The sequence below is a fragment of the Ruegeria sp. HKCCA0235A genome (genome assembly GCF_013033235.1).
In the GTDB taxonomy this organism is placed as follows: Bacteria; Pseudomonadota; Alphaproteobacteria; order Rhodobacterales; family Rhodobacteraceae; genus Ruegeria.
This window is the reverse complement of sequence record NZ_WQDQ01000009.1, coordinates 78,737-97,218: the sequence shown is the minus strand read 5'-3', so window position 1 is coordinate 97,218 and position 18,482 is coordinate 78,737. Positions and strand designations below refer to the sequence as shown.

At 59.1% G+C, this 18,482-nt stretch carries 20 protein-coding genes and 1 riboswitch; of the genes, 15 read left to right on the top strand and 5 right to left on the bottom strand.

Annotated features, from left to right (window positions below; all coding sequences use genetic code 11):
- Positions 1-4: 4 nt before the first annotated feature.
- From galE to cysQ, 3 genes are all read right to left on the bottom strand, one after another.
- Entirely contained in the window at positions 5-988 is a 984-nt protein-coding gene (gene galE, locus GOW56_RS15895) for a UDP-glucose 4-epimerase GalE (RefSeq protein ID WP_171206485.1), read from the bottom strand.
- A 70-nt stretch (positions 989-1,058) separates the two neighbouring features.
- On the bottom strand, positions 1,059-1,859 hold the full coding sequence (locus GOW56_RS15890) for a manno-octulosonate cytidylyltransferase (protein ID WP_171206484.1): 801 nt from the start codon (positions 1,857-1,859) through the stop codon (positions 1,059-1,061).
- A complete protein-coding gene (gene cysQ / locus GOW56_RS15885; protein WP_171171471.1) occupies positions 1,859-2,656 on the bottom strand; it encodes a 3'(2'),5'-bisphosphate nucleotidase CysQ in 798 nt (265 codons plus the stop codon). The genes GOW56_RS15890 and cysQ overlap by 1 nt, the downstream gene beginning before the upstream one ends.
- A 122-nt stretch (positions 2,657-2,778) precedes the next feature.
- On the opposite strand from cysQ, the gene GOW56_RS15880 reads away from it, so the two are divergent.
- A complete protein-coding gene (locus GOW56_RS15880) occupies positions 2,779-3,603 on the top strand; it encodes an ABC transporter permease (protein WP_152459578.1) in 825 nt (274 codons plus the stop codon).
- Here GOW56_RS15880 and GOW56_RS15875 read toward each other — a convergent pair.
- Positions 3,600-4,202 carry an alpha-ketoglutarate-dependent dioxygenase AlkB gene (locus GOW56_RS15875; protein WP_171171469.1) on the bottom strand — a complete coding sequence of 201 codons (603 nt, stop codon included), beginning with the start codon at positions 4,200-4,202 and terminating at the stop codon, positions 3,600-3,602. The genes GOW56_RS15880 and GOW56_RS15875 overlap by 4 nt on opposite strands.
- A gap of 212 nt (positions 4,203-4,414) precedes the next feature.
- On the opposite strand from GOW56_RS15875, the gene dnaK reads away from it, so the two are divergent.
- The 14 genes from dnaK (at position 4,415) to radC (ending at position 16,920) form a co-directional block, all read left to right on the top strand.
- Positions 4,415-6,322 (top strand): molecular chaperone DnaK, encoded by a 1,908-nt coding sequence (gene dnaK / locus GOW56_RS15870; RefSeq protein ID WP_152459576.1) that lies wholly within the window; start codon positions 4,415-4,417, stop codon positions 6,320-6,322.
- 180 nt (positions 6,323-6,502) lie between these two features.
- Positions 6,503-7,228, top strand: a complete 726-nt coding sequence (locus tag GOW56_RS15865; protein WP_171206483.1) for an FkbM family methyltransferase — start codon at positions 6,503-6,505, stop codon at positions 7,226-7,228.
- A gap of 3 nt (positions 7,229-7,231) precedes the next feature.
- Positions 7,232-8,380: a molecular chaperone DnaJ gene (gene dnaJ / locus GOW56_RS15860; RefSeq protein WP_171116760.1), complete on the top strand. Its 1,149-nt coding sequence runs from the start codon at positions 7,232-7,234 to the stop codon at positions 8,378-8,380.
- 238 nt (positions 8,381-8,618) lie between these two features.
- Positions 8,619-8,724: riboswitch (TPP riboswitch) on the top strand.
- Positions 8,725-8,768: 44 nt separating this feature from the next.
- Positions 8,769-9,572: a bifunctional hydroxymethylpyrimidine kinase/phosphomethylpyrimidine kinase gene (thiD, locus tag GOW56_RS15855; protein WP_171206482.1), complete on the top strand. Its 804-nt coding sequence runs from the start codon at positions 8,769-8,771 to the stop codon at positions 9,570-9,572.
- A complete protein-coding gene (gene thiO, locus GOW56_RS15850; RefSeq protein ID WP_171171462.1) occupies positions 9,569-10,546 on the top strand; it encodes a glycine oxidase ThiO in 978 nt (325 codons plus the stop codon). The genes thiD and thiO overlap by 4 nt, the downstream gene beginning before the upstream one ends.
- Entirely contained in the window at positions 10,530-10,724 is a 195-nt protein-coding gene (gene thiS, locus GOW56_RS15845; RefSeq protein ID WP_152459571.1) for a sulfur carrier protein ThiS, read from the top strand. Before thiO ends, thiS begins: the two co-directional genes overlap by 17 nt.
- Before the next feature lie 2 nt (positions 10,725-10,726).
- Positions 10,727-11,491, top strand: coding sequence for a thiazole synthase (locus GOW56_RS15840; RefSeq protein ID WP_171206481.1), 765 nt, complete (start codon positions 10,727-10,729; stop codon positions 11,489-11,491).
- Positions 11,488-12,084 (top strand): thiamine phosphate synthase, encoded by a 597-nt coding sequence (locus GOW56_RS15835; protein WP_171206480.1) that lies wholly within the window; start codon positions 11,488-11,490, stop codon positions 12,082-12,084. Before GOW56_RS15840 ends, GOW56_RS15835 begins: the two co-directional genes overlap by 4 nt.
- Positions 12,081-13,046: a HesA/MoeB/ThiF family protein gene (locus GOW56_RS15830; RefSeq protein ID WP_171171455.1), complete on the top strand. Its 966-nt coding sequence runs from the start codon at positions 12,081-12,083 to the stop codon at positions 13,044-13,046. Before GOW56_RS15835 ends, GOW56_RS15830 begins: the two co-directional genes overlap by 4 nt.
- Before the next feature lie 20 nt (positions 13,047-13,066).
- Entirely contained in the window at positions 13,067-14,002 is a 936-nt protein-coding gene (locus tag GOW56_RS15825) for an ABC transporter substrate-binding protein (protein WP_171116773.1), read from the top strand.
- The gene (tenA, locus tag GOW56_RS15820) at positions 13,999-14,673 is read left to right on the top strand and encodes a thiaminase II (protein ID WP_171206479.1); all 675 of its coding nucleotides are present in this window, start codon (positions 13,999-14,001) and stop codon (positions 14,671-14,673) included. Before GOW56_RS15825 ends, tenA begins: the two co-directional genes overlap by 4 nt.
- Complete coding sequence (locus GOW56_RS15815) at positions 14,670-15,398, top strand: ABC transporter ATP-binding protein (RefSeq protein ID WP_171206478.1); 729 nt, start codon at positions 14,670-14,672, stop codon at positions 15,396-15,398. The genes tenA and GOW56_RS15815 overlap by 4 nt, the downstream gene beginning before the upstream one ends.
- Entirely contained in the window at positions 15,395-16,129 is a 735-nt protein-coding gene (locus tag GOW56_RS15810) for an ABC transporter permease (RefSeq protein ID WP_152459564.1), read from the top strand. Before GOW56_RS15815 ends, GOW56_RS15810 begins: the two co-directional genes overlap by 4 nt.
- Positions 16,130-16,164: 35 nt before the next feature.
- A complete protein-coding gene (gene radC / locus GOW56_RS15805) occupies positions 16,165-16,920 on the top strand; it encodes a DNA repair protein RadC (RefSeq protein WP_152459563.1) in 756 nt (251 codons plus the stop codon).
- A 3-nt stretch (positions 16,921-16,923) separates the two neighbouring features.
- Here the strand turns inward: radC and GOW56_RS15800 are convergent, their stop codons facing one another.
- On the bottom strand, positions 16,924-18,480 hold the full coding sequence (locus GOW56_RS15800; RefSeq protein ID WP_171206477.1) for a phosphate ABC transporter substrate-binding/OmpA family protein: 1,557 nt from the start codon (positions 18,478-18,480) through the stop codon (positions 16,924-16,926).
- Positions 18,481-18,482: the final 2 nt, after the last annotated feature.

Here is an 18,482-nt window from a genome sequence, read left to right as displayed (position 1 = left end):
GTCCTCATTTTTCGTAGTGGCCGTTCTGGTGCCAGCGCCAGGCATCTGCGATCATCGTCTCTAACGTGGATCTTTTGGGCTTCCAGCCCAGTTCATTTTCAGCCCGCACAGAACCGGATACCAGCTTGGTGCAATCTCCTGCCCGACGAGGGCCCACTGTATACGGAACGGGACGGTTGGTGACGGACCTGGATTGCTCGATCACCTCTAGAACGGAAAACCCGGACCCGGTGCCCAGATTGAAGACACGGCTGCCTTTGCCCTGTTCCAGCCAGCCCAGCCCCAGAATATGCGCATCAACCAGATCGCAAACATGTACATAATCGCGGATACAGGTGCCGTCGGGCGTATCATAATCCGTGCCAAAGACGGTCAGACCGTCCCGCTTGCCGTCAATCGCGTCCAACATCAGCGGGATCAGATGGGTTTCAGGGCGGTGAAACTCGCCCACCTCCCCTTCCGGGTCTGCACCCGCAACGTTGAAATACCGGAAAATGACATGGCGCAGCCCATGAGCCGCCTCGAAATCCTTGAGGATATCTTCGATCGCGCGTTTTGATGCCCCGTAGGCGTTCAGGGGATACTGTGCCGTGGATTCATCAAGAACCACATTGTCGTGCTCACCATATGTGGCACATGTGGACGAAAATACGAAATCCAGACAACCGGCCGCAACGGCTGCTTCAATCAGATTCAGTGAACCCGTGACATTGTTCGACCAATACATGCCGGGCTTACGCATAGCATCGCCAACCTGGCTGAGCGCCGCGAAATGCATCACTGCATCTGGTTTGTGTTTCGCGAACACCTCATCCAGGCGGTCCCGATCCAAAAGGTCGCCCTGTTCAAAAGGGCCAAATTGCACCGCATCCTGCCAACCCGTGATCAGGTTGTCGTAGGTCACAGGAAGATAACCTGCCTGCGCAAGCGCCTTGCAGGCATGTGAGCCGATATACCCGGCACCACCGGTGACAAGAATTGTCTTCATGGCATATCCATCGGGGCTGGTTGAGGAACAGTTTCGCCAAAGGCGCCGTCAGAGTCATGGGGAAAAGACGTCACTCCAGCCCCATGGCTGCCATCATCTCTTCAATCTTGGGCACGTCCTGCGGGTTGTTCAGCTCCCAGAACTGACGGCCCCTTGCCTCGACCTCGACGCACAGAACCTTGCGCCCGTTTTCCATGAACCTGAGCTGCTCCAGGCCTTCCAGCAGTTCCAGAGGCCCGGCTGGCCAGCCCGGATACGCCGCAAGGGCGTCGGGCCGATAGGCGTAAACGCCGACATGATGAAACACGGGTGTCGCTTCATCGCCAGCGTATGTCTGGGACGTGAAGGGGACGACCTCTTTCGAGAAGTACATCGCACTGTGATCGCGTCCGAACACTGCCGTCGTGCCACCTACACGGCCATGCTTGCGGTCGTTCAGAAGACTGTTCAACGCACTTCCGTCACAGCGCAAGACAGGGGTCGCAACACCGGCATCCGAGGCCGCGCGCAGGCCGGAAACCAGATCTTCGACAAACCAATGCGGGGTCAGCGGAGCGTCGCCTTGCAGGTTGACGATGATTTCATACCCGCCACCCAGAACCTCATGCGCCTCGGCGCATCGTTCGGTGCCGTTCTGACAGGTTTCCGAGGTCATCACGACCTCGGCCCCAAAGCCCTCGGACACGTCGCGAATGCGCTCATCATCCGTCGCGACAACAACACGGTCGACACCCGAGACTGACCTGGCTGCACGCCAGGACCGTTCGATCAGTGTCATGGAGTCGCCTTTTGCGCCGGTCAGGGGAACCAGCGGCTTGCCGGGATAGCGGGTCGAGGCGTAACGGGCGGGAATGGCAATCAGAACAGACATCAGGCTTCCTTCAACTCAACGCCCGGAGCGTAAGCAATAAAGAACGGATTTGCATAGCCATCCTTGCCATAAACCAACGGAGTATGGTCGTCAAAACGCACAATCCGGCCACCGGCTCCGGCCAGTACCGCATGGCCTGCCGCCGTATCCCATTCCATCGTGCGCCCGACGCGCGGATAGATGTCCGCCTCGCCCGTGGCAACCAGACAGAACTTGAGTGACGACCCCGCGCTTTTGCTGTCCTTCACGTGATATTTGTTGATGTAGTCCTCGGTGGCCTGATCCCTGTGGGACTTCGACGCCACGACCAAAAGCCCGGAATTATCCGGTTCAGAGACTGATATGGGTGTCAAAGGACCGGTCTCGTTTTTGTCGAAAGCGCCTGTTTCCTCGACCGCGCGGCCATCAGCCAGCGTGAAGAACATACGACCCCGCGCCGGGGCATAGACCACGCCCCGGGTTGGCACTCCGTTTTCGACAAGCGCGATGTTGACGGTAAAGTCGCCGCGACGGTTGATGAATTCCTTGGTGCCGTCCAGCGGATCAACAATGAGGAAAGTATCGCCTTTTTCCGAATGCGAAGCGGCCTGTTCTTCGGTGACCAGAAGAATATCCGGGAATGCCGCACGCAAGCCTGCCGAAATCAATGCGTCAGCGGCTTCGTCTGCCTCGGTCACAGGGCTGGAGTCGGATTTGACTTTGACATCGAAATCATCCGCCTCGTAGAATTCCATGATCTTGTCGCCTGCCTCCAGAGCCAGTCGCCGGATGACGGGAATAAGCGCGTCGTAGGTCACAAAAAAGCTCCGTTCCTGTGGTTTGTTGATCCAAAATCGCGATCGACTTATGATGCGGCGGTTACGGAACGGCAAGATATTCATGCCAGTTTAGAGGCGACGAAGCAGAAAAGACCCTTTGAATGTTCTATTTCAAGCGCAACCAAACGCTGCTGGGCGGCGCTTTCACGACGGCTGAGCTGGTGTTCCATGCCACCGTGCGAAAGGTGCGCTCGCAACATCCGAATGCAATAGTCGCCATCCTGATCAATGTCTTGCAGCTTGTGGTGATGGGAACCACTTTCTACCTGCTCATGTCACTGATGGGCCGGGGCGGAATTCCGAAAATCAGGGGCGAATTTTTGCTGTATGTTCTGTCCGGCGTGTTTCCCTTCATGCTGCACATCCAATCGATAGGTGCGATTTCAGGGGTTGGGTCCGCGAACAATCCGATGATGCTCCATTCGCCGATGAATGTGATGGTGACGATCCTGTCTGCGGCGCTCGGTATTCTTTACAAGCAACTGCTGGCCATGTTCGTGATCCTGTTCATCTACAGTGTCGCGGTCGCCCCGATCGAGGTGCAGGATCCCGGCGGTGCTTTCGCGATGCTGATAATGGCCTGGTTTACCGGATGCGCGGTGGGTTTGGTGTTCATGGCGATGAAACCATGGTTTCCGACGACTGTGGGAATGCTCACCAATATCTACCGTCGCCTGAACATGGTGTTTTCGGGAAAGATGTTCGTTGCAAACACACTGGGCGGCGGATTGCTGATGATGTTCGCCTGGAACCCGCTGTTTCATATTATCGACCAGTGCCGGGGCTTCATCTTCCGAAACTACTTTCCGCGAAACACAAGTTGGGAATACGCGCTATGGGTCGGGATAGCCTTGTTGATGATCGGTTTGATGGCTGAGTTTTTCACGCGCCAGCATGTTTCGCAAAGCTGGAACGCGCGCCGCTAACATGCGACCCGCAGCGTCAAGTTGATCCGTCCGCCTTTTGGCAACAGTCGGGATGATCCGTATCTGATCCGGTCGATTCCGTGATAGGCCAATCGTGCCGGACCGCCCATGATCACCACGTCGCCCGAGCCAAGCCAGATCGACTCGGTCTTGCCGCCACGGGTTGTGTTCCCAATTCGGAACAAGGCGTCATCGCCCAGGGAAACCGACAGAACGGGCCAGGAAAAATCTGCCTCGTCCTTGTCCTGATGCAGGCCCATTTTGGCGCCTTCCCCGTAGTAGTTGATCAAACAGCAATCCGGCGCGCGCTCGGTGCTGACCAGATCGTGCCAGATATCAAGAATGACCGGGGGGATTTCAGGCCAGACCCCGCCTTTCGGGTGCTTATCCTGATAGCGATAGCCTGCCTTGTCGGTCACCCACCCCAGATCCCCGGCCGAGGTCATGCGCACCGACATCTCTTTGCCCGACGGCGTGACGGGTCGAAACAAGGGTGCCGCTTTCAGAATCGGTCGAAGGGCCGCGATCAGCCGTGCCTGGGCAGCAGGGTCAATATAGCCTTTCCTGATTTCGAACCCTCGCAAGACCACCCGCGTCATTCCGGAAACCCCAAACCTTTCCAATTTCTTGCCAAAAAAGACCTCAAATTCCCGAAAACCTGCACTCTACGGTGCTTGCAGGCCTCTTGCCTCGCCCTTATATACGCCGGGACGCGCGATGGTAGTGCTGTCGCGCACATCAGATCGGGGGTGGGATGCCATAAAGGGTCCGACCCTCGGGACATCGCCTTGAAGAGAAAGGGATTGCAAAAATGGGAAAAGTAATCGGGATTGACCTCGGAACCACGAACTCCTGCGTAGCCATTATGGAGGGCTCGCAGCCGAAGGTCATCGAAAACGCCGAAGGGGCGCGGACCACGCCTTCGATCGTCGCCTTCACCGAAGATGAGCGACTGGTCGGTCAGCCTGCAAAACGTCAGGCGGTCACCAACCCCGACAACACGATCTTCGGCGTCAAACGTCTGATCGGTCGTCGCGTGGATGATGCCGAAGTAGAAAAAGACAAGAAAATGGTGCCGTATTCCATCGTGAATGGCGGCAATGGTGACGCGTGGGTTGAAGCCCGCGGTGAAAAATACTCCCCCAGCCAGATTTCCGCTTTCATTCTGGGCAAGATGAAGGAAACCGCCGAGAGCTATCTGGGCGAAGATGTCACCCAGGCGGTCATCACCGTTCCGGCATATTTCAACGACGCCCAGCGTCAGGCCACCAAAGATGCCGGTAAAATCGCCGGTCTGGAAGTTCTGCGGATCATCAACGAACCGACAGCTGCTGCGCTGGCCTATGGTCTGGACAAGGAAGAAACCCAAACCATCGCGGTCTATGACCTTGGTGGTGGTACTTTCGACGTGACAATCCTGGAAATCGACGATGGCCTGTTCGAGGTCAAATCGACCAATGGTGACACCTTCCTGGGTGGTGAAGACTTTGACATGCGCATCGTCAACTACCTGGCGGATGAGTTCAAAAAGGAACACGGTGTCGATCTGTCTCAGGACAAGATGGCCCTGCAGCGTCTGAAAGAAGCCGCGGAAAAAGCCAAGATCGAACTGTCCTCGACCTCGCAGACCGAGATCAACCAACCCTTCATCTCGATGGGCGCCAACGGTCAGCCGCTGCACATGGTCATGAAACTGACCCGTGCCAAGCTGGAATCGCTGGTGTCGGACCTGATCAAGAAGTCGCTGAAGCCCTGCCAGGCCGCTCTGAAAGACGCGGGTCTGTCGGCTGCTGACGTGGACGAAGTTGTTCTGGTCGGTGGTATGACCCGGATGCCGAAAGTGATCGAAGAGGTCACCAAGTTCTTCGGCAAAGAGCCGCACAAGGGCGTGAACCCGGACGAAGTGGTTGCCATGGGCGCCGCCATCCAGGCCGGTGTTCTTCAGGGCGACGTCAAAGACGTGGTTCTGCTGGACGTGACCCCGCTGTCGCTGGGTATCGAAACGCTGGGTGGCGTGTTCACCCGCCTGATCGACCGCAACACCACGATCCCGACCAAGAAGTCTCAGGTCTTCTCGACCGCCGAGGACAACCAGAACGCCGTGACCATCCGCGTGTTCCAGGGTGAGCGTGAAATGGCTGCGGACAACAAGATCCTGGGTCAGTTCAACCTTGAAGACATCCCGCCGGCACCGCGCGGCATGCCTCAGATCGAGGTGACTTTTGACATCGACGCCAACGGCATCGTCTCGGTTTCGGCCAAAGACAAAGGCACTGGCAAAGAACAGAAGATCACCATCCAGGCATCGGGCGGACTGTCCGACGAGGATATCGAAAAGATGGTCAAGGACGCCGAAGAGAACGCGGAAGCCGACAAGGAACGCCGCGAGCTGATCGAGGCGAAGAACCAGGCGGAAAGCCTCATCCATTCGACCGAAAAGTCGATGGAAGAGCATTCCGACAAGGTCGACCCGACCACGATCGAAGCCATCGAGTTGGCGATCGCCGCGTTGAAGGACGAGCTGGAAACCGAAAATGCCGACAAGATCAAGTCGGGCATCCAGAACGTCACCGAAGCCGCGATGAAGTTGGGCGAAGCCATCTATAAGGCGCAAGCCGAAGAAGGCGAAGAGGAACCTGCTGCCGCAGACGCTGCACCAGGCGACGATGACATCGTCGACGCCGAGTTCGAAGACCTCGACGACGACAAGCGCGCCTAACGCGTTAATCGGTTCCGGCAGGCCTGGTTCGGGCCTGCCGGAACGGTCTTGACCATGCAGCACGCGTCTCCGAAACCTTCTTTTGGCACCTACGCTCTCTCACATCGGATGGAAATATTGCGCCGGTGGTCTGAGGGCATGCCGCGTCAATGGATGTCGTCCGGAATTCGCAGGATAGTAATGGCCTCTCAGCGAGAGCCTTACGATGTTGAGGTGTTTGGCGGACAGAAATGCCGATTGTACCCATCTGACAACTGGGCCGAACGTCGCGTCATAACCGGCTCGCAGTTCTTTGATCTGGATGAGCGTCAATCGCTGGCCAACCATATGTCGCAGGGCTCTGGCGATTATGTCTTTGTCGACGCCGGTGAAAATGTCGGGCTGTACACCCTGTGGGTCAGATCAGTTGCGCAGAAGTTGGGGCGCAACCTGAAAACACTGGTTGTTGAACCGGATCCGGTCAACAAGGCTCGCCTTGGTACCAATCTGGCTGCCAATCAAGTCAGTGAGGTCATCCATTGCGACAAGGCCTTGTCCAACAAACCGGGTGAGGTGTGGTTCGAATCCGCGAACCTTGGCGATCGGGGTCATGCCAAAGTTGCCGAGTCGGGCGATCTGTGCGTTCAGGCGATTCCGTTGTTGGACGCGATACGCGATGCCGGGCTGACCAAGGTTGATGCCATGAAAATGGATATCGAAGGTCAGGAAACCCGCGTATTGCGCGCTTTTTTCGAAGACGCACCGCGGGAGATTTGGCCCGAAGTGCTGCTGATAGAAATCAAGCATTCGGATGACGGGCTTGACGAGGTCTTGAATAAGGCAGGTTACGTGGCCAGTTTTGCAAACAACACCAACGGCGTGTACAGGCTCAATGAAAGCACCGCGTCCGGCGGCACGAAGGAATAACAAATGTCAAAGCGCGACTATTACGAAGTGCTCGGCGTGTCCAAGGGCGCTTCGTCGGATGAGATCAAGAAGGGTTTTCGCAGGAAAGCCAAAGAGCTGCACCCTGACCGCAACAAGGACAACCCGGATGCCGAGGCGCAGTTCAAGGAAGCCAACGAGGCTTACGACGTTCTGCGTGATGCCGAAAAGAAGGCAGCTTACGATCGCTTTGGCCATGCCGCATTTGAAAACGGCATGGGCGGCGGTGGCCGCCCCGGTGGCGGCTTTGGCGGTCAAGGCGACTTCTCCAGCGCATTTTCGGATGTATTTGACGACCTGTTCGGCGATTTCATGGGTGGTCAAAGGAGTGGCGGCGGGCGTCGCGCCGCGCGCGGCTCGGACCTGCGCTTCAACCTGCGTGTGACGCTGGAAGAAGCCTACTCGGGCCTGCAAAAAACCATCAACGTGCCAACGGCCGTGGCGTGTTCGTCCTGCGAAGGTACCGGGGCTGAAGGTGGCGTTGAACCCACATCCTGCCCCACCTGTTCGGGCATGGGGAAAGTGCGGGCACAACAGGGCTTCTTTACGGTGGAACGGACTTGCCCCACCTGTTCGGGGCTGGGTCAGATCATCAAGAACCCCTGTAAATCCTGTCAGGGGGCCGGCAGGGTCGAAAAAGACCGCGCTTTGTCGGTGAACATTCCTGCCGGTGTCGAAACCGGTACGCGAATTCGTCTGGCAGGCGAAGGTGAGGCGGGAATGCGCGGCGGCCCTCCGGGCGATCTGTATATTTTCGTCGAAGTGGCCGAGCACAAACTGTTCGAACGCGACAGCGTGAACCTCTACTGCCGCGTGCCGGTCAGCATGGCCAAGGCGGCGCTGGGCGGATCGATCGAGGTTCCGACCATCGATGGCGGTCGCGGCCGCGTTCAGATTCCGGCCGGAAGTCAGTCGGGTCGGCAAATGCGTCTGCGCGGCAAAGGCATGCCTGCGTTGCGCGGCGGTGGTGTGGGTGACATGTTCATTGAGCTGGCCGTGGAAACCCCGGTCAACCTGACCAGCCGTCAGAAAGAATTGCTGCGCGAGTTTGATGATCTGGGTGAAGACAACCATCCGGAATCAAAAAGCTTTTTCTCGTCTGTCAAGTCTTTCTGGGACGGTATGAAAGGCTGAACGACCAGGAACGGGGGCTCTGCTCCCGCCGCCCTTCGGGCGACTCCCCCGGGATATTTGCAGCCAGATGAAGCATGTGACCCGTTCTTCATCTGGCCCAAAATATCCCGGAGCGCGAGGCAGAGCCTCGCATGCCTCTGTCATTTACATGCAGTTTTGGCCTTAGCAGAAAGCTGAAAGTGGCAATATATCTGGAAAATTGAGTCTTGATTCCGGCCCTCGACCCTGAGATTGTCCGCCTCAACCGTTGGGGTGCCCTTTGACAGGGCTGAGAGACGCAACCGCGTTAACCCATCGAACCTGATCCGGGCAATTCCGGCGTAGGGAACGGTCTCTTGAACACAGACGTTTTCTCTACTCCGTTGCCCATAGAAGATGGAGCAACGACATGGCGGCAATTGCCCTGACCATAGCAGGATCCGACAGTGGCGGCGGCGCGGGAATTCAGGCTGACCTGAAGGCAATGTCGGCGCTGGGTGTTTTTGGCGCAAGTGTCATTACCGCCGTTACCGCGCAGAACACGCAAGCTGTCACCGCGGTGCATGGGATTCCGCTGGATGTGATTTCCGCTCAAATCGACGCGGTTCTGAACGATCTTGACGTCAGGGCCGTCAAAATCGGCATGCTTGGCACACCTGAGATCATTCATACGGTCGCCAGGGGGCTGGCGGCTTTCGAGGGTCCCGTGGTTCTTGATCCGGTCATGATCGCCAAATCCGGCGACGCTCTGTTGGCGCAAGAGGCGGTCCGGACGCTGCGCGATGTGTTGTTGCCAACGGCGACGGTTCTTACGCCGAATCTGCCTGAGGCGGCGTGCTTGCTGAACATGCCAGCGGGGGAAACGCGTGAGCAGATGGCTGAACAGGGCCGGGCATTGTGCGCCTTGGGTGCGGGTGCAGTCGTGATGAAAGGCGGACACGGGTCAGGTGAAATCTGCCACGATTTGCTGATCGATCGGTCGGGTGTCATGGCCGAGTTTCAGGCCCCGCGTCAGGATACGAAAAACACCCATGGAACAGGATGCACCCTGTCGTCATCCATCACCGCCGGTTTGGCCACGGGGCTGACCCTGAGGGACGCGGTTGCGCAGGCGCATGACTATCTGCAAGGGGCCATCGCGCGCGCGGATGAGTTGAATGTCGGCGCTGGGCACGGCCCGGTGCATCATTTCCACCGGGTTTGGCCCTCGTGACGCTTTGGTCTGTCATAGGGGCAGGGGTTGCCGGTCTTGCCGTTGCCAGCGAACTGGTGTCGCGCGGTGCAAAAGTGCAGATATTCGACCCCGGCGGGCCACCGGGCCCGCATGGGTGTTCGTGGTGGGCCGGGGGAATGCTGGCACCTTGGTGCGAATATGAAAACGCGGAAGAACCGGTGCTGCGCCTTGGGCAGTCAGCGATTGAATGGTGGGCCCAACGTACCAAAGTGACCCGTCGGGGAACGCTTGTTGTCGCAAGTGCCCGTGATGTGCCGGACCTGCGCCGATTTGCGCGTCGGACAAAAGAGTTCACCAAGGTCGAACGGGCAGAAATATCTGAATTAGAGCCTGATCTGGCAGGGTTTGGCCAAGGCCTGTTCTTCGAACGCGAAGCCCATGTTGATCCGCGTCAGGCGCTGCAAGATCTGTGTCGTCAATTGCAAAGCCAGGGTGTCGCGTTCCACCGGAAGCTGGCGCCCGCTCAGTTGGAAAAAGCAATTGACTGCCGTGGCCTTCACGCCCGCGAATACCTGCATGATCTGCGCGGCGTGAAGGGTGAGATGCTGGTCATACGATGCCCTGACGTGGAACTGACGCGCCCGGTTCGTTTGCTGCACCCGCGGATGCCGCTTTATATCGTTCCGCGCGGCGGCGGTGTCTATATGTTGGGTGCGACCATGATCGAATCCGAGGACAGCAGCCGCATTACCGCCCGTTCGATGCTGGAATTGCTCAGCGCGGCCTATGCCGTGAACCCGGCTTTTGGCGAAGCCGAAGTGTTGGAGATAGGCGTCGATCTGCGCCCCGCCTTTCCCGACAACTTGCCGCGCATCCGGCGTTTGGGCCGGACGATCTATGCCAACGGGCTTTATCGCCACGGATATCTGCTGGCACCGGCGCTGGCGCGGGGTGTTGCAGATCTGGCGCTGAACAACACACATTCGGAGATGGTCGATGAAGATCGTGCTTAACGGTGAGACGCGCGAGGTGCGCGCCGAAACCCTGTCGGAATTGTTGGATGAATGCGGTTTCTCGGGCCGTGTGGCCACCGCCGTGAACGAAGATTTCGTGCCCTCAAGTCTGCGCGTCGCTCACAAGCTGGCCGAAGGCGACCGGGTCGAGGTCGTCGCACCGATGCAGGGGGGCTGAAGATGAAGACGTTTTACGGCACTGAACTGCCCAACCCGCTGATGCTGGGCACGGCGCAATATCCAAGCCCGGCCATTCTGGAACAGGCGTTTCGCGAAAGCGGTGCAGGCGTTGCCACTGTATCCTTGCGGCGCGAAGCGGGTGCAGGCCAGACCTTTTGGAACATGATCCGCGAATTGGGAGTTCTGATCCTGCCCAATACGGCCGGTTGCCATACGGTGAAAGAGGCCGTTACGACCGCCCATATGGCCCGCGAAGTGTTCGAGACCCGATGGATCAAGCTGGAACTCATCGGACATACGGACAGTCTGCAACCGGACGTTTTCCAACTGGTAGAAGCCGCCCGCATTCTGACCGAGGATGGGTTCGAGGTGTTTCCCTACACCACCGATGATCTGATCGTGGGCGAACGCCTGTTGGAAGCGGGATGCGAGGTGCTCATGCCCTGGGGCGCACCGATCGGGTCAGGACGAGGGCTGAACAACGAATACGCCCTGCGTGCGATGCGGGCCGAATTTCCTGACATTCCCCTGGTGGTGGATGCCGGTATCGGTTTGCCCAGCCACGCGGCCCGCGCGATGGAGCTGGGCTTTGACGCGGTTCTGCTCAACACCGCTGTGGCCCGTGCCGGAGATCCGGTTCTGATGGCCAAGGCAATGGCGCAGGCAACCCTTGCCGGGCAATTGGCCCATCAGGCCGACCCGATCGAGCCGCGCGATATGGCGGAACCCTCTACCCCTGTTGTTGGAAAGGCCTTCCTGTCATGACGCTGGACCGTTTCTATCCGATCTTTGATCACTCGGACTGGCTGCGGCGGATGTTGCCGCTGGGTGTCAAACTGGTGCAGCTGCGCATCAAGGATCAGCCAGACGATGCGGTGCGCGACCAGATTGCCGTCTCACGCGAATTGTGCCGCGACCATGGGACGGTTCTGGTGGTCAATGACTATTGGCAACACGCGATCGATCTGGGCTGCGACTGGATCCATCTGGGGCAGGAAGATCTGGACGACGCCGACCTGAAAGCCATCCGAAAAGCGGGTCTGAAACTGGGCGTTTCCACCCATGACGATGATGAGCTTGAGCGTGTGCTGGCCATGGATCCCGATTACGTGGCATTGGGCCCGGTCTACCCCACCATTCTGAAAAAGATGAAATGGCATCAGCAGGGCCTGCCCCGCGTAACGGAATGGAAGGCGCGGGTTGGTGATATTCCCTTGGTCGGTATTGGCGGGATGAGTGTCGAGCGCGCGACCGGTGTGCTGAAGGCCGGGGCGGACATCGTCTCGGCGGTCACGGATATCACACTGAACCCCGACCCCGAAGCACGGGTGCGCGCGTGGATCGAGGTCACACGATGAGCCGATATGCCCGCCAGACGCTTTTGCCCGAAGTCGGGGCGCAGGGGCAGGCACGCCTGTCGGCGGCCCGTGTTCTGGTCGTCGGTGCGGGCGGTCTGGCTGCACCGGTTCTGCCACTTTTAACAGGGGCCGGGGTGGGGCGGATTACGGTCATGGACGGTGATACCGTCGATCTGTCCAACCTGCACCGTCAAACGTTTTTCTCCGAGGCCGATTGCGGGCACTCCAAGGCGGAAACCGCCGAGGCGCGCTGCCGCGCGCTGAATGGTGAAACTGATGTCATCGGTCTGAATCAGGCTCTGACCAGTGAAAATGCGCCTGGCTCGGTGTCGCAAGCCGATATCATTCTGGATTGTGCCGACAGCTACGCAGCCAGCTACATCCTGTCGGACACGTGTCTGGCGCAGGGCAAGCCTTTGATCAGCGCCTCGGTGCTGGGGCTTTCGGGTTATGTGGGCGGGTTCTGCGGCGGGGGCCCGTCGCTGCGCGCTGTGTTTCCCGATGCACCGGACAGTGGCGCCAGTTGCGCCACTGCGGGGGTTTTGGGCCCCGTGGTTGGCGTGATGGGGGCGATGCAGGCGCAGATGGCGCTCAGCTTGATCCTTGGACTTGATCCCTCGCCCCTTGGGCAGTTGGTTCAATACGATGCAAGAACCCTGCGCAGCACCGGGTTTCGCTTTGATGACGCACCCGAGCCCGGCAACTGCTTTCGCTTTCTGTCCGCAAGCCAGCTGAAAGACACGGATCAGATCATCGAGCTGCGCAGTTCGCAGGAAGCCCCTGTTCCCATCCATTCGAACGCGACGCGCATTTCACCGGATAATTTGCGAAGAATAGATCCTAACAAAGGAAAAAGGCTGGCTCTTTGCTGTGCCACCGGTTTGCGGGCATGGCGTGCCGCCGAACAGATTCAACCAGATTGGCCGGGCGAGATTGTCCTCGTCGCGGCCTCAACCTCGTGAAGAAAAGGGAAACGCGAGACATGAAAAAGCTGATGACAGCCATCGCCCTTCTGGCCGCCGGGCCGGCATGGGCCGAAGACAAAATGACCGTCCTGCTGGACTGGTTCATCAACCCTGACCACGGTCCCATCATCGTGGCGCAGGAAAACGGCTACTTTGCCGAACAAGGGCTTGAGGTCGAGATCGTTCCACCCGCCGACCCGTCCGCCCCGCCCCGTTTGGTGGCTGCCGGCCAAGCCGACCTGGCGGTGTCTTACCAGCCGCAATTGCACTTGCAGATTCACGAGGGCCTGCCGCTGAAGCGCGTCGGCACATTGGTTGCGACGCCGCTGAACTGCCTTCTGGTGCTGGAAGACGGGCCGATCAAGTCGCCTGCTGACCTCAAGGGTAAAAAAATCGGCTTCTCGGTCGCGGGGGTCGAAGAAGCCATCCTTGGCACCGTTCTGGGCAAATATGATGTTGCGCTGGGCGATGTCGAGCTGATCAATGTCAACTTTTCCCTCTCGCCGTCGCTGATGACCGGTCAGGTGGATGCGGTGATTGGCGCATATCGCAACTTCGAACTGAACCAGATGGATATCGAAGGTCGTCCCGGCACTTGCTTCTATATTGAGGAAGAGGGCGTTCCGTCCTACGATGAACTGATCTATGTCGCCAATCCTGAAACGATGGACAAGGACAAGATCGCCCGGTTCCTCGCCGCGACTGAAAAAGCGACCCAATATATCGTCAACAATCCGGAAAAAAGCTGGGAAATCTTCGCGGCGACCTCGCCGGAACTTCAGGACGAGCTGAATGCCCGCGCCTGGGTCGATACACTGCCGCGCTTTGCGCTGCGCCCGGCAGGTTTTGATGCCGGTCGTTATGCCCGGTTCGAAACCTTCCTGAACGAAAGCGGGATGATCGACAGCGTCCTTCCGGTCAGTGACATCACCATCGACGTGACCGCGCAATGAGCAATTATGGCAAAGCCTTTGCGCTGATGCGCGATGCTGCGGCGGAGCCGTGGCGGGATTATACCCGCCACGCCTTCGTAGAGGGCATGAAAGACGGAACGCTGCCACGCGAGGCGTTTCTGCACTATCTGCGGCAGGATTACGTGTTTCTGATCCACTTCTCACGCGCCTGGGCGCTGGCCGTGGTGAAATCAGAAACGCATGAAGAAATGCTTGCCGCATCGCGAACTGTGAACGGTTTGATCAGCGAAGAGATGAAACTGCATATCGGTATCTGCGAGGCAGAAGGTATCTCGCAGGCAGAGTTGTTTGCCACGCCAGAGAGGCACGAGAATCTGGCCTATACCCGGTTTGTCCTGGAAGCAGGCTACAGCGGAGATCTTCTGGACCTGCTGGCGGCCCTTGTTCCTTGCGTCATGGGGTATGGTGAGATCTGTACGCGCCTATCCGCCGAGGCAACGTCCGAGGCATATCGCGGCTGGATCGACACTTATGCCGGCGAGGATTACCAAGGCGCATGTGTGGCGGTTGGCGAGTTGCTGGATCAGGCTCTAACAAGACGTATTGGGGCTGATTTTCCAGGGTCGCCACGCTGGGATAGACTGTGCAAGACCTTCCGCAAGGCGACAGAGCTTGAAGTCGACTTCTGGCAGATGGGTTTGACGCCATGACACCTGCGCCCGAACTGACCATCAACGGCACTGCCACGATCGACGGCGCGACCCTGTTTGCGCCGTTGTCCCTGACCCTAGGGGCCGGGGCGTGGACATGCCTGCTGGGCGGTTCGGGCGTGGGAAAAACCACGGTTCTGAGGTTGATTGCGGGGCTCGAGACCGGGGCTGTCTTCGCCGGGCGGATCACGGCCAGTGATGGCTTGCCTGTGGCTGAGCGTGTCGCATACATGGCGCAGGACGATCTTCTTTTGCCTTGGGCAACTGTCGCGCAGAATGTCTCGCTGGGTGCGCGTCTGCGCGGGGAAACCGTGGATCTTGATCGACGCGACCGCCTGATCAAGCGTATGCGGTTGCAGGATCACATGAACAAGAAGCCTAGCGCGTTGTCCGGCGGGCAACGTCAGCGTGTCGCCCTGGCCCGGACGCTGATGGAAGATCGCCCCGTTGTTTTGCTGGACGAGCCCTTTTCGGCCCTTGATGCCCGCACCCGCGCTGACATGCAGGATCTGGCCGCCGAAGCATTGCACGGTCGAACCGTCCTTCTTGTGACCCATGATCCCGCAGAGGCCGCGCGTCTGGGGCAATCCATCGTGGTGATGACGGAGCACGGATTGACGCCCTGCGATCCGCCCCGGGCCCCGGCCCCGCGCCGCGTGGATGATCTGGAGACATTGGAAACCCAGGGTGCCTTGCTGCGTCTTCTCCGCGAGGGCGCGGCATGAAGTATTTTTCTGCATTGGCCGCAACTTTGTTTGCCTTGCTGATCTGGCAGGGCATCGTGACCCTGACCGGGTTGCCGAAGTTCATCCTGCCCGGACCCGCCGTCGTGGCCGAAACCTGGTGGCAGAACCGCTGGGTGATCGCAGAGCATACCTGGATCACCGCGATCGAAGTGGTGATCGGTCTGGCATGCGGAACGCTGCTGGGTGTCGTTACTGCGTTGCAACTGGCGAATTCGCGGGCGGCGCGGGTGCTGGTGCAGCCGATGCTCGTGTTTACGCAAGCTCTGCCGGTATTCGCATTGGCGCCGTTGCTGACGCTGTGGTTGGGCTATGGGCTGTGGTCCAAGGTCGCCATGGCGGTGTTGATCATCTATTTCCCGATCACCTCATCCTTTTTTGACGGGCTTATGCGCACCCCTTCGGGGTATCTGGATCTGGCCCGAACGATGCAGGCCAGCAAGCGCGCCGTATTGTGGCATATCCGTATTCCGGCCGCTCTGCCGTCGCTGGCGTCGGGGATGCGGCTGGCGGCGGTCTATGCCCCGATCGGAGCGGTGATCGGCGAATGGGTCGGCTCGTCGCAGGGGTTGGGATACCTGATGCTGCTGGCCAATGGACGTGCCAAGACCGATCTCATGTTTGCCGCGATGCTGACCCTGGGCGTATTCTCGATTCTTCTGCACATGATTGTCCGCCGGGCCACGGCACGCATGGCGGGTGAGGTGCGTTAACCAATCAGAAACCGATTCTGGGTCAGGGTGCGCTCATGACACAGGACGCCTTTGCCGAAGCCCCGATGCTGTTTGATACGGACGAAGCCCCGGCGCAGCCGCTGCCCTCTGGTCGGCTACCCTCCTACATAAAAGACCACCGCAAGCGGCTGCGCGAACGGTTCATGACCGGCGGATCGGCGGCGATGCCGGATTACGAACTGCTTGAACTGGTCCTGTTCCGATCCATTCCCCGGCAGGATGTGAAGCCACTGGCGCGGGCGTTGATGGACACTTTTGGTGATTTCAATCGTGTCCTGACCGCGCCCGAGGAACGGCTGCGCCAGATCAAGGGCGTTGGCGATACCGTGGTTACCGACCTGAAAATTCTTGAGGCCTGCGCCCACAGGATGGCCCGCGCCCGGGTGATGCAGCGGCATGTGATCTCGGGCTGGGATGCGCTGCTGGATTATTGCCACACCACCATGGCGCATCGTGAGATCGAACAGTTTCGCGTGTTCTATCTGGATCGCAAGAACGTAATGATCGCGGATGAGGAACAGGCCAAAGGCACCGTGGATCACGTGCCGGTTTACCCGCGCGAGGTTGCCAAACGAGCGCTGGAACTGAATGCCTCGGCCCTGATTCTGGTGCACAACCACCCGTCGGGTGATCCGACGCCCTCGCAGTCGGATATCGACATGACCAACCGTATTCAGGATGCCTGTTCGGCCCTGGGTCTGACCCTGCACGACCACCTGATCATAGGAAAATCGACCGAGTTGAGCTTTCGGTCCGAAGGGTATCTGTGAGCTTCACTGCACCCAGATTTCAACCCGGCGGTTGACCTTGCGGCCCCACTCGGTGTCGTCACAGGCCATCGGCATTGCCTCGCCAAACCCTTCCGCGACCACCTCGATACTGTCTGATATCGATGTCTCGGCCGCGGCCAGAACCGCGTTTCGTACGGTCTGTGCACGCCGCAGGGCAATGCGGGCGTTGGTGGCGGCCCCGCCATCCCCGTCGCTGAAGCCGGCAAACACCAGCTTGCGTGCCTTCAGTGTTCCGGCGTCAAGCATATGTGCCAGTTGCTGAATATTGGAGCGTGACTGCGCATCCGGACGGGATGATCCGGGCTCGAACCGAACCGACAGGGACAGGCGCGACAGCGGGCGCAGGGTTTCGATCATGCGCTGAAGCTCGTCCAGCCCAACTTCGGGCCCTCCGGTGGCGATGGCATTGGCAAGCCGGTCGCCTTGTACGCCAACCGGCAAGGTTTCAGGCGACTGATCCACATAACCTGCGTCACGAATGGCCATCTGGGCCCCGGGGCTTAGACTAAAGGCCAGAAACTGCCGTGCGATCCGCGGCAGGCGGCGTTCGGGCAGATACAGGAACATCGGCAGATTCAGCGGATAATCTTCGGTCTTGATCGATTGACGGGTTGCGGTCAGCGGATGCCCACACCCTCCGGTCAACGGCAGGGCGCGGGTATCGCCGGCTGTCGCCTTGCTGGCGATTCCGATGGAAAACGGGTCTTTGGCCACGGCCTTGGTCAGGTCGCTTGTTCGAGTGTGACGAATTGCGGTATCGGTCAGTTCCACACCAGCGGTCTTCAATACCTGATCCTCGACAGCCTGCGCCAGCCCCGAACCCGGATCCGGCACATGCAAGGCGATCGGAGCATCCGGCCCGCCCAGGTCCACCCAGTTCTTCACTTCACCTGACAGAATGCGCGCCAAATCGGCCAGCGAAATCTGACGCATCACACTATCGGGCGCCACCACCGGAACCATGGCGTCCAATGCAACAACCCTGGATCGCCGGGCCCGTTTCAAATCACCCAGCCCCGCGGCTTCGGCTGCATCCCGCTCTGCCTCGCGTACTTCGCGCAGGGCCATCACGATATCTGTCTGGTCTTCGATCAGCTTGGCGAATCCACGATCCGTGGTCCCAACGTCAAAGTAGAACCGCGCCAACGGGGCGTCACGGCCTGACTGAAAAAGTTCATAGACGAAGGTGTCCGAATCCACGCGGGCAGGCGTTGCGGTCAGATCTTCCTGCCGCGCAAACCCGATGATCAGGGCGGGCAGGACCGTTTCGGCCATGACAGACGATCCGGAAAACCACAACTCGGCTACGAAATCCGTCAGGCTGGGGCATGCAGGTCCGTCGCAGGTGACGCCCGAGCCATCAACGGTCAACTCACCGAACTGCGTATCGACGCGGTAGAATTCGCCGTCAAAGCCCAGCAGGTTGCCTGTTACTTCGACCTTGCCGTCATGAGACGTCAGCGTGATGTCCTGCGCCACTGCACAGGTCGCACCTGCAACGGTTAACAGCGCGGTCACAGCCGCACGAAAGAAAGTCATAA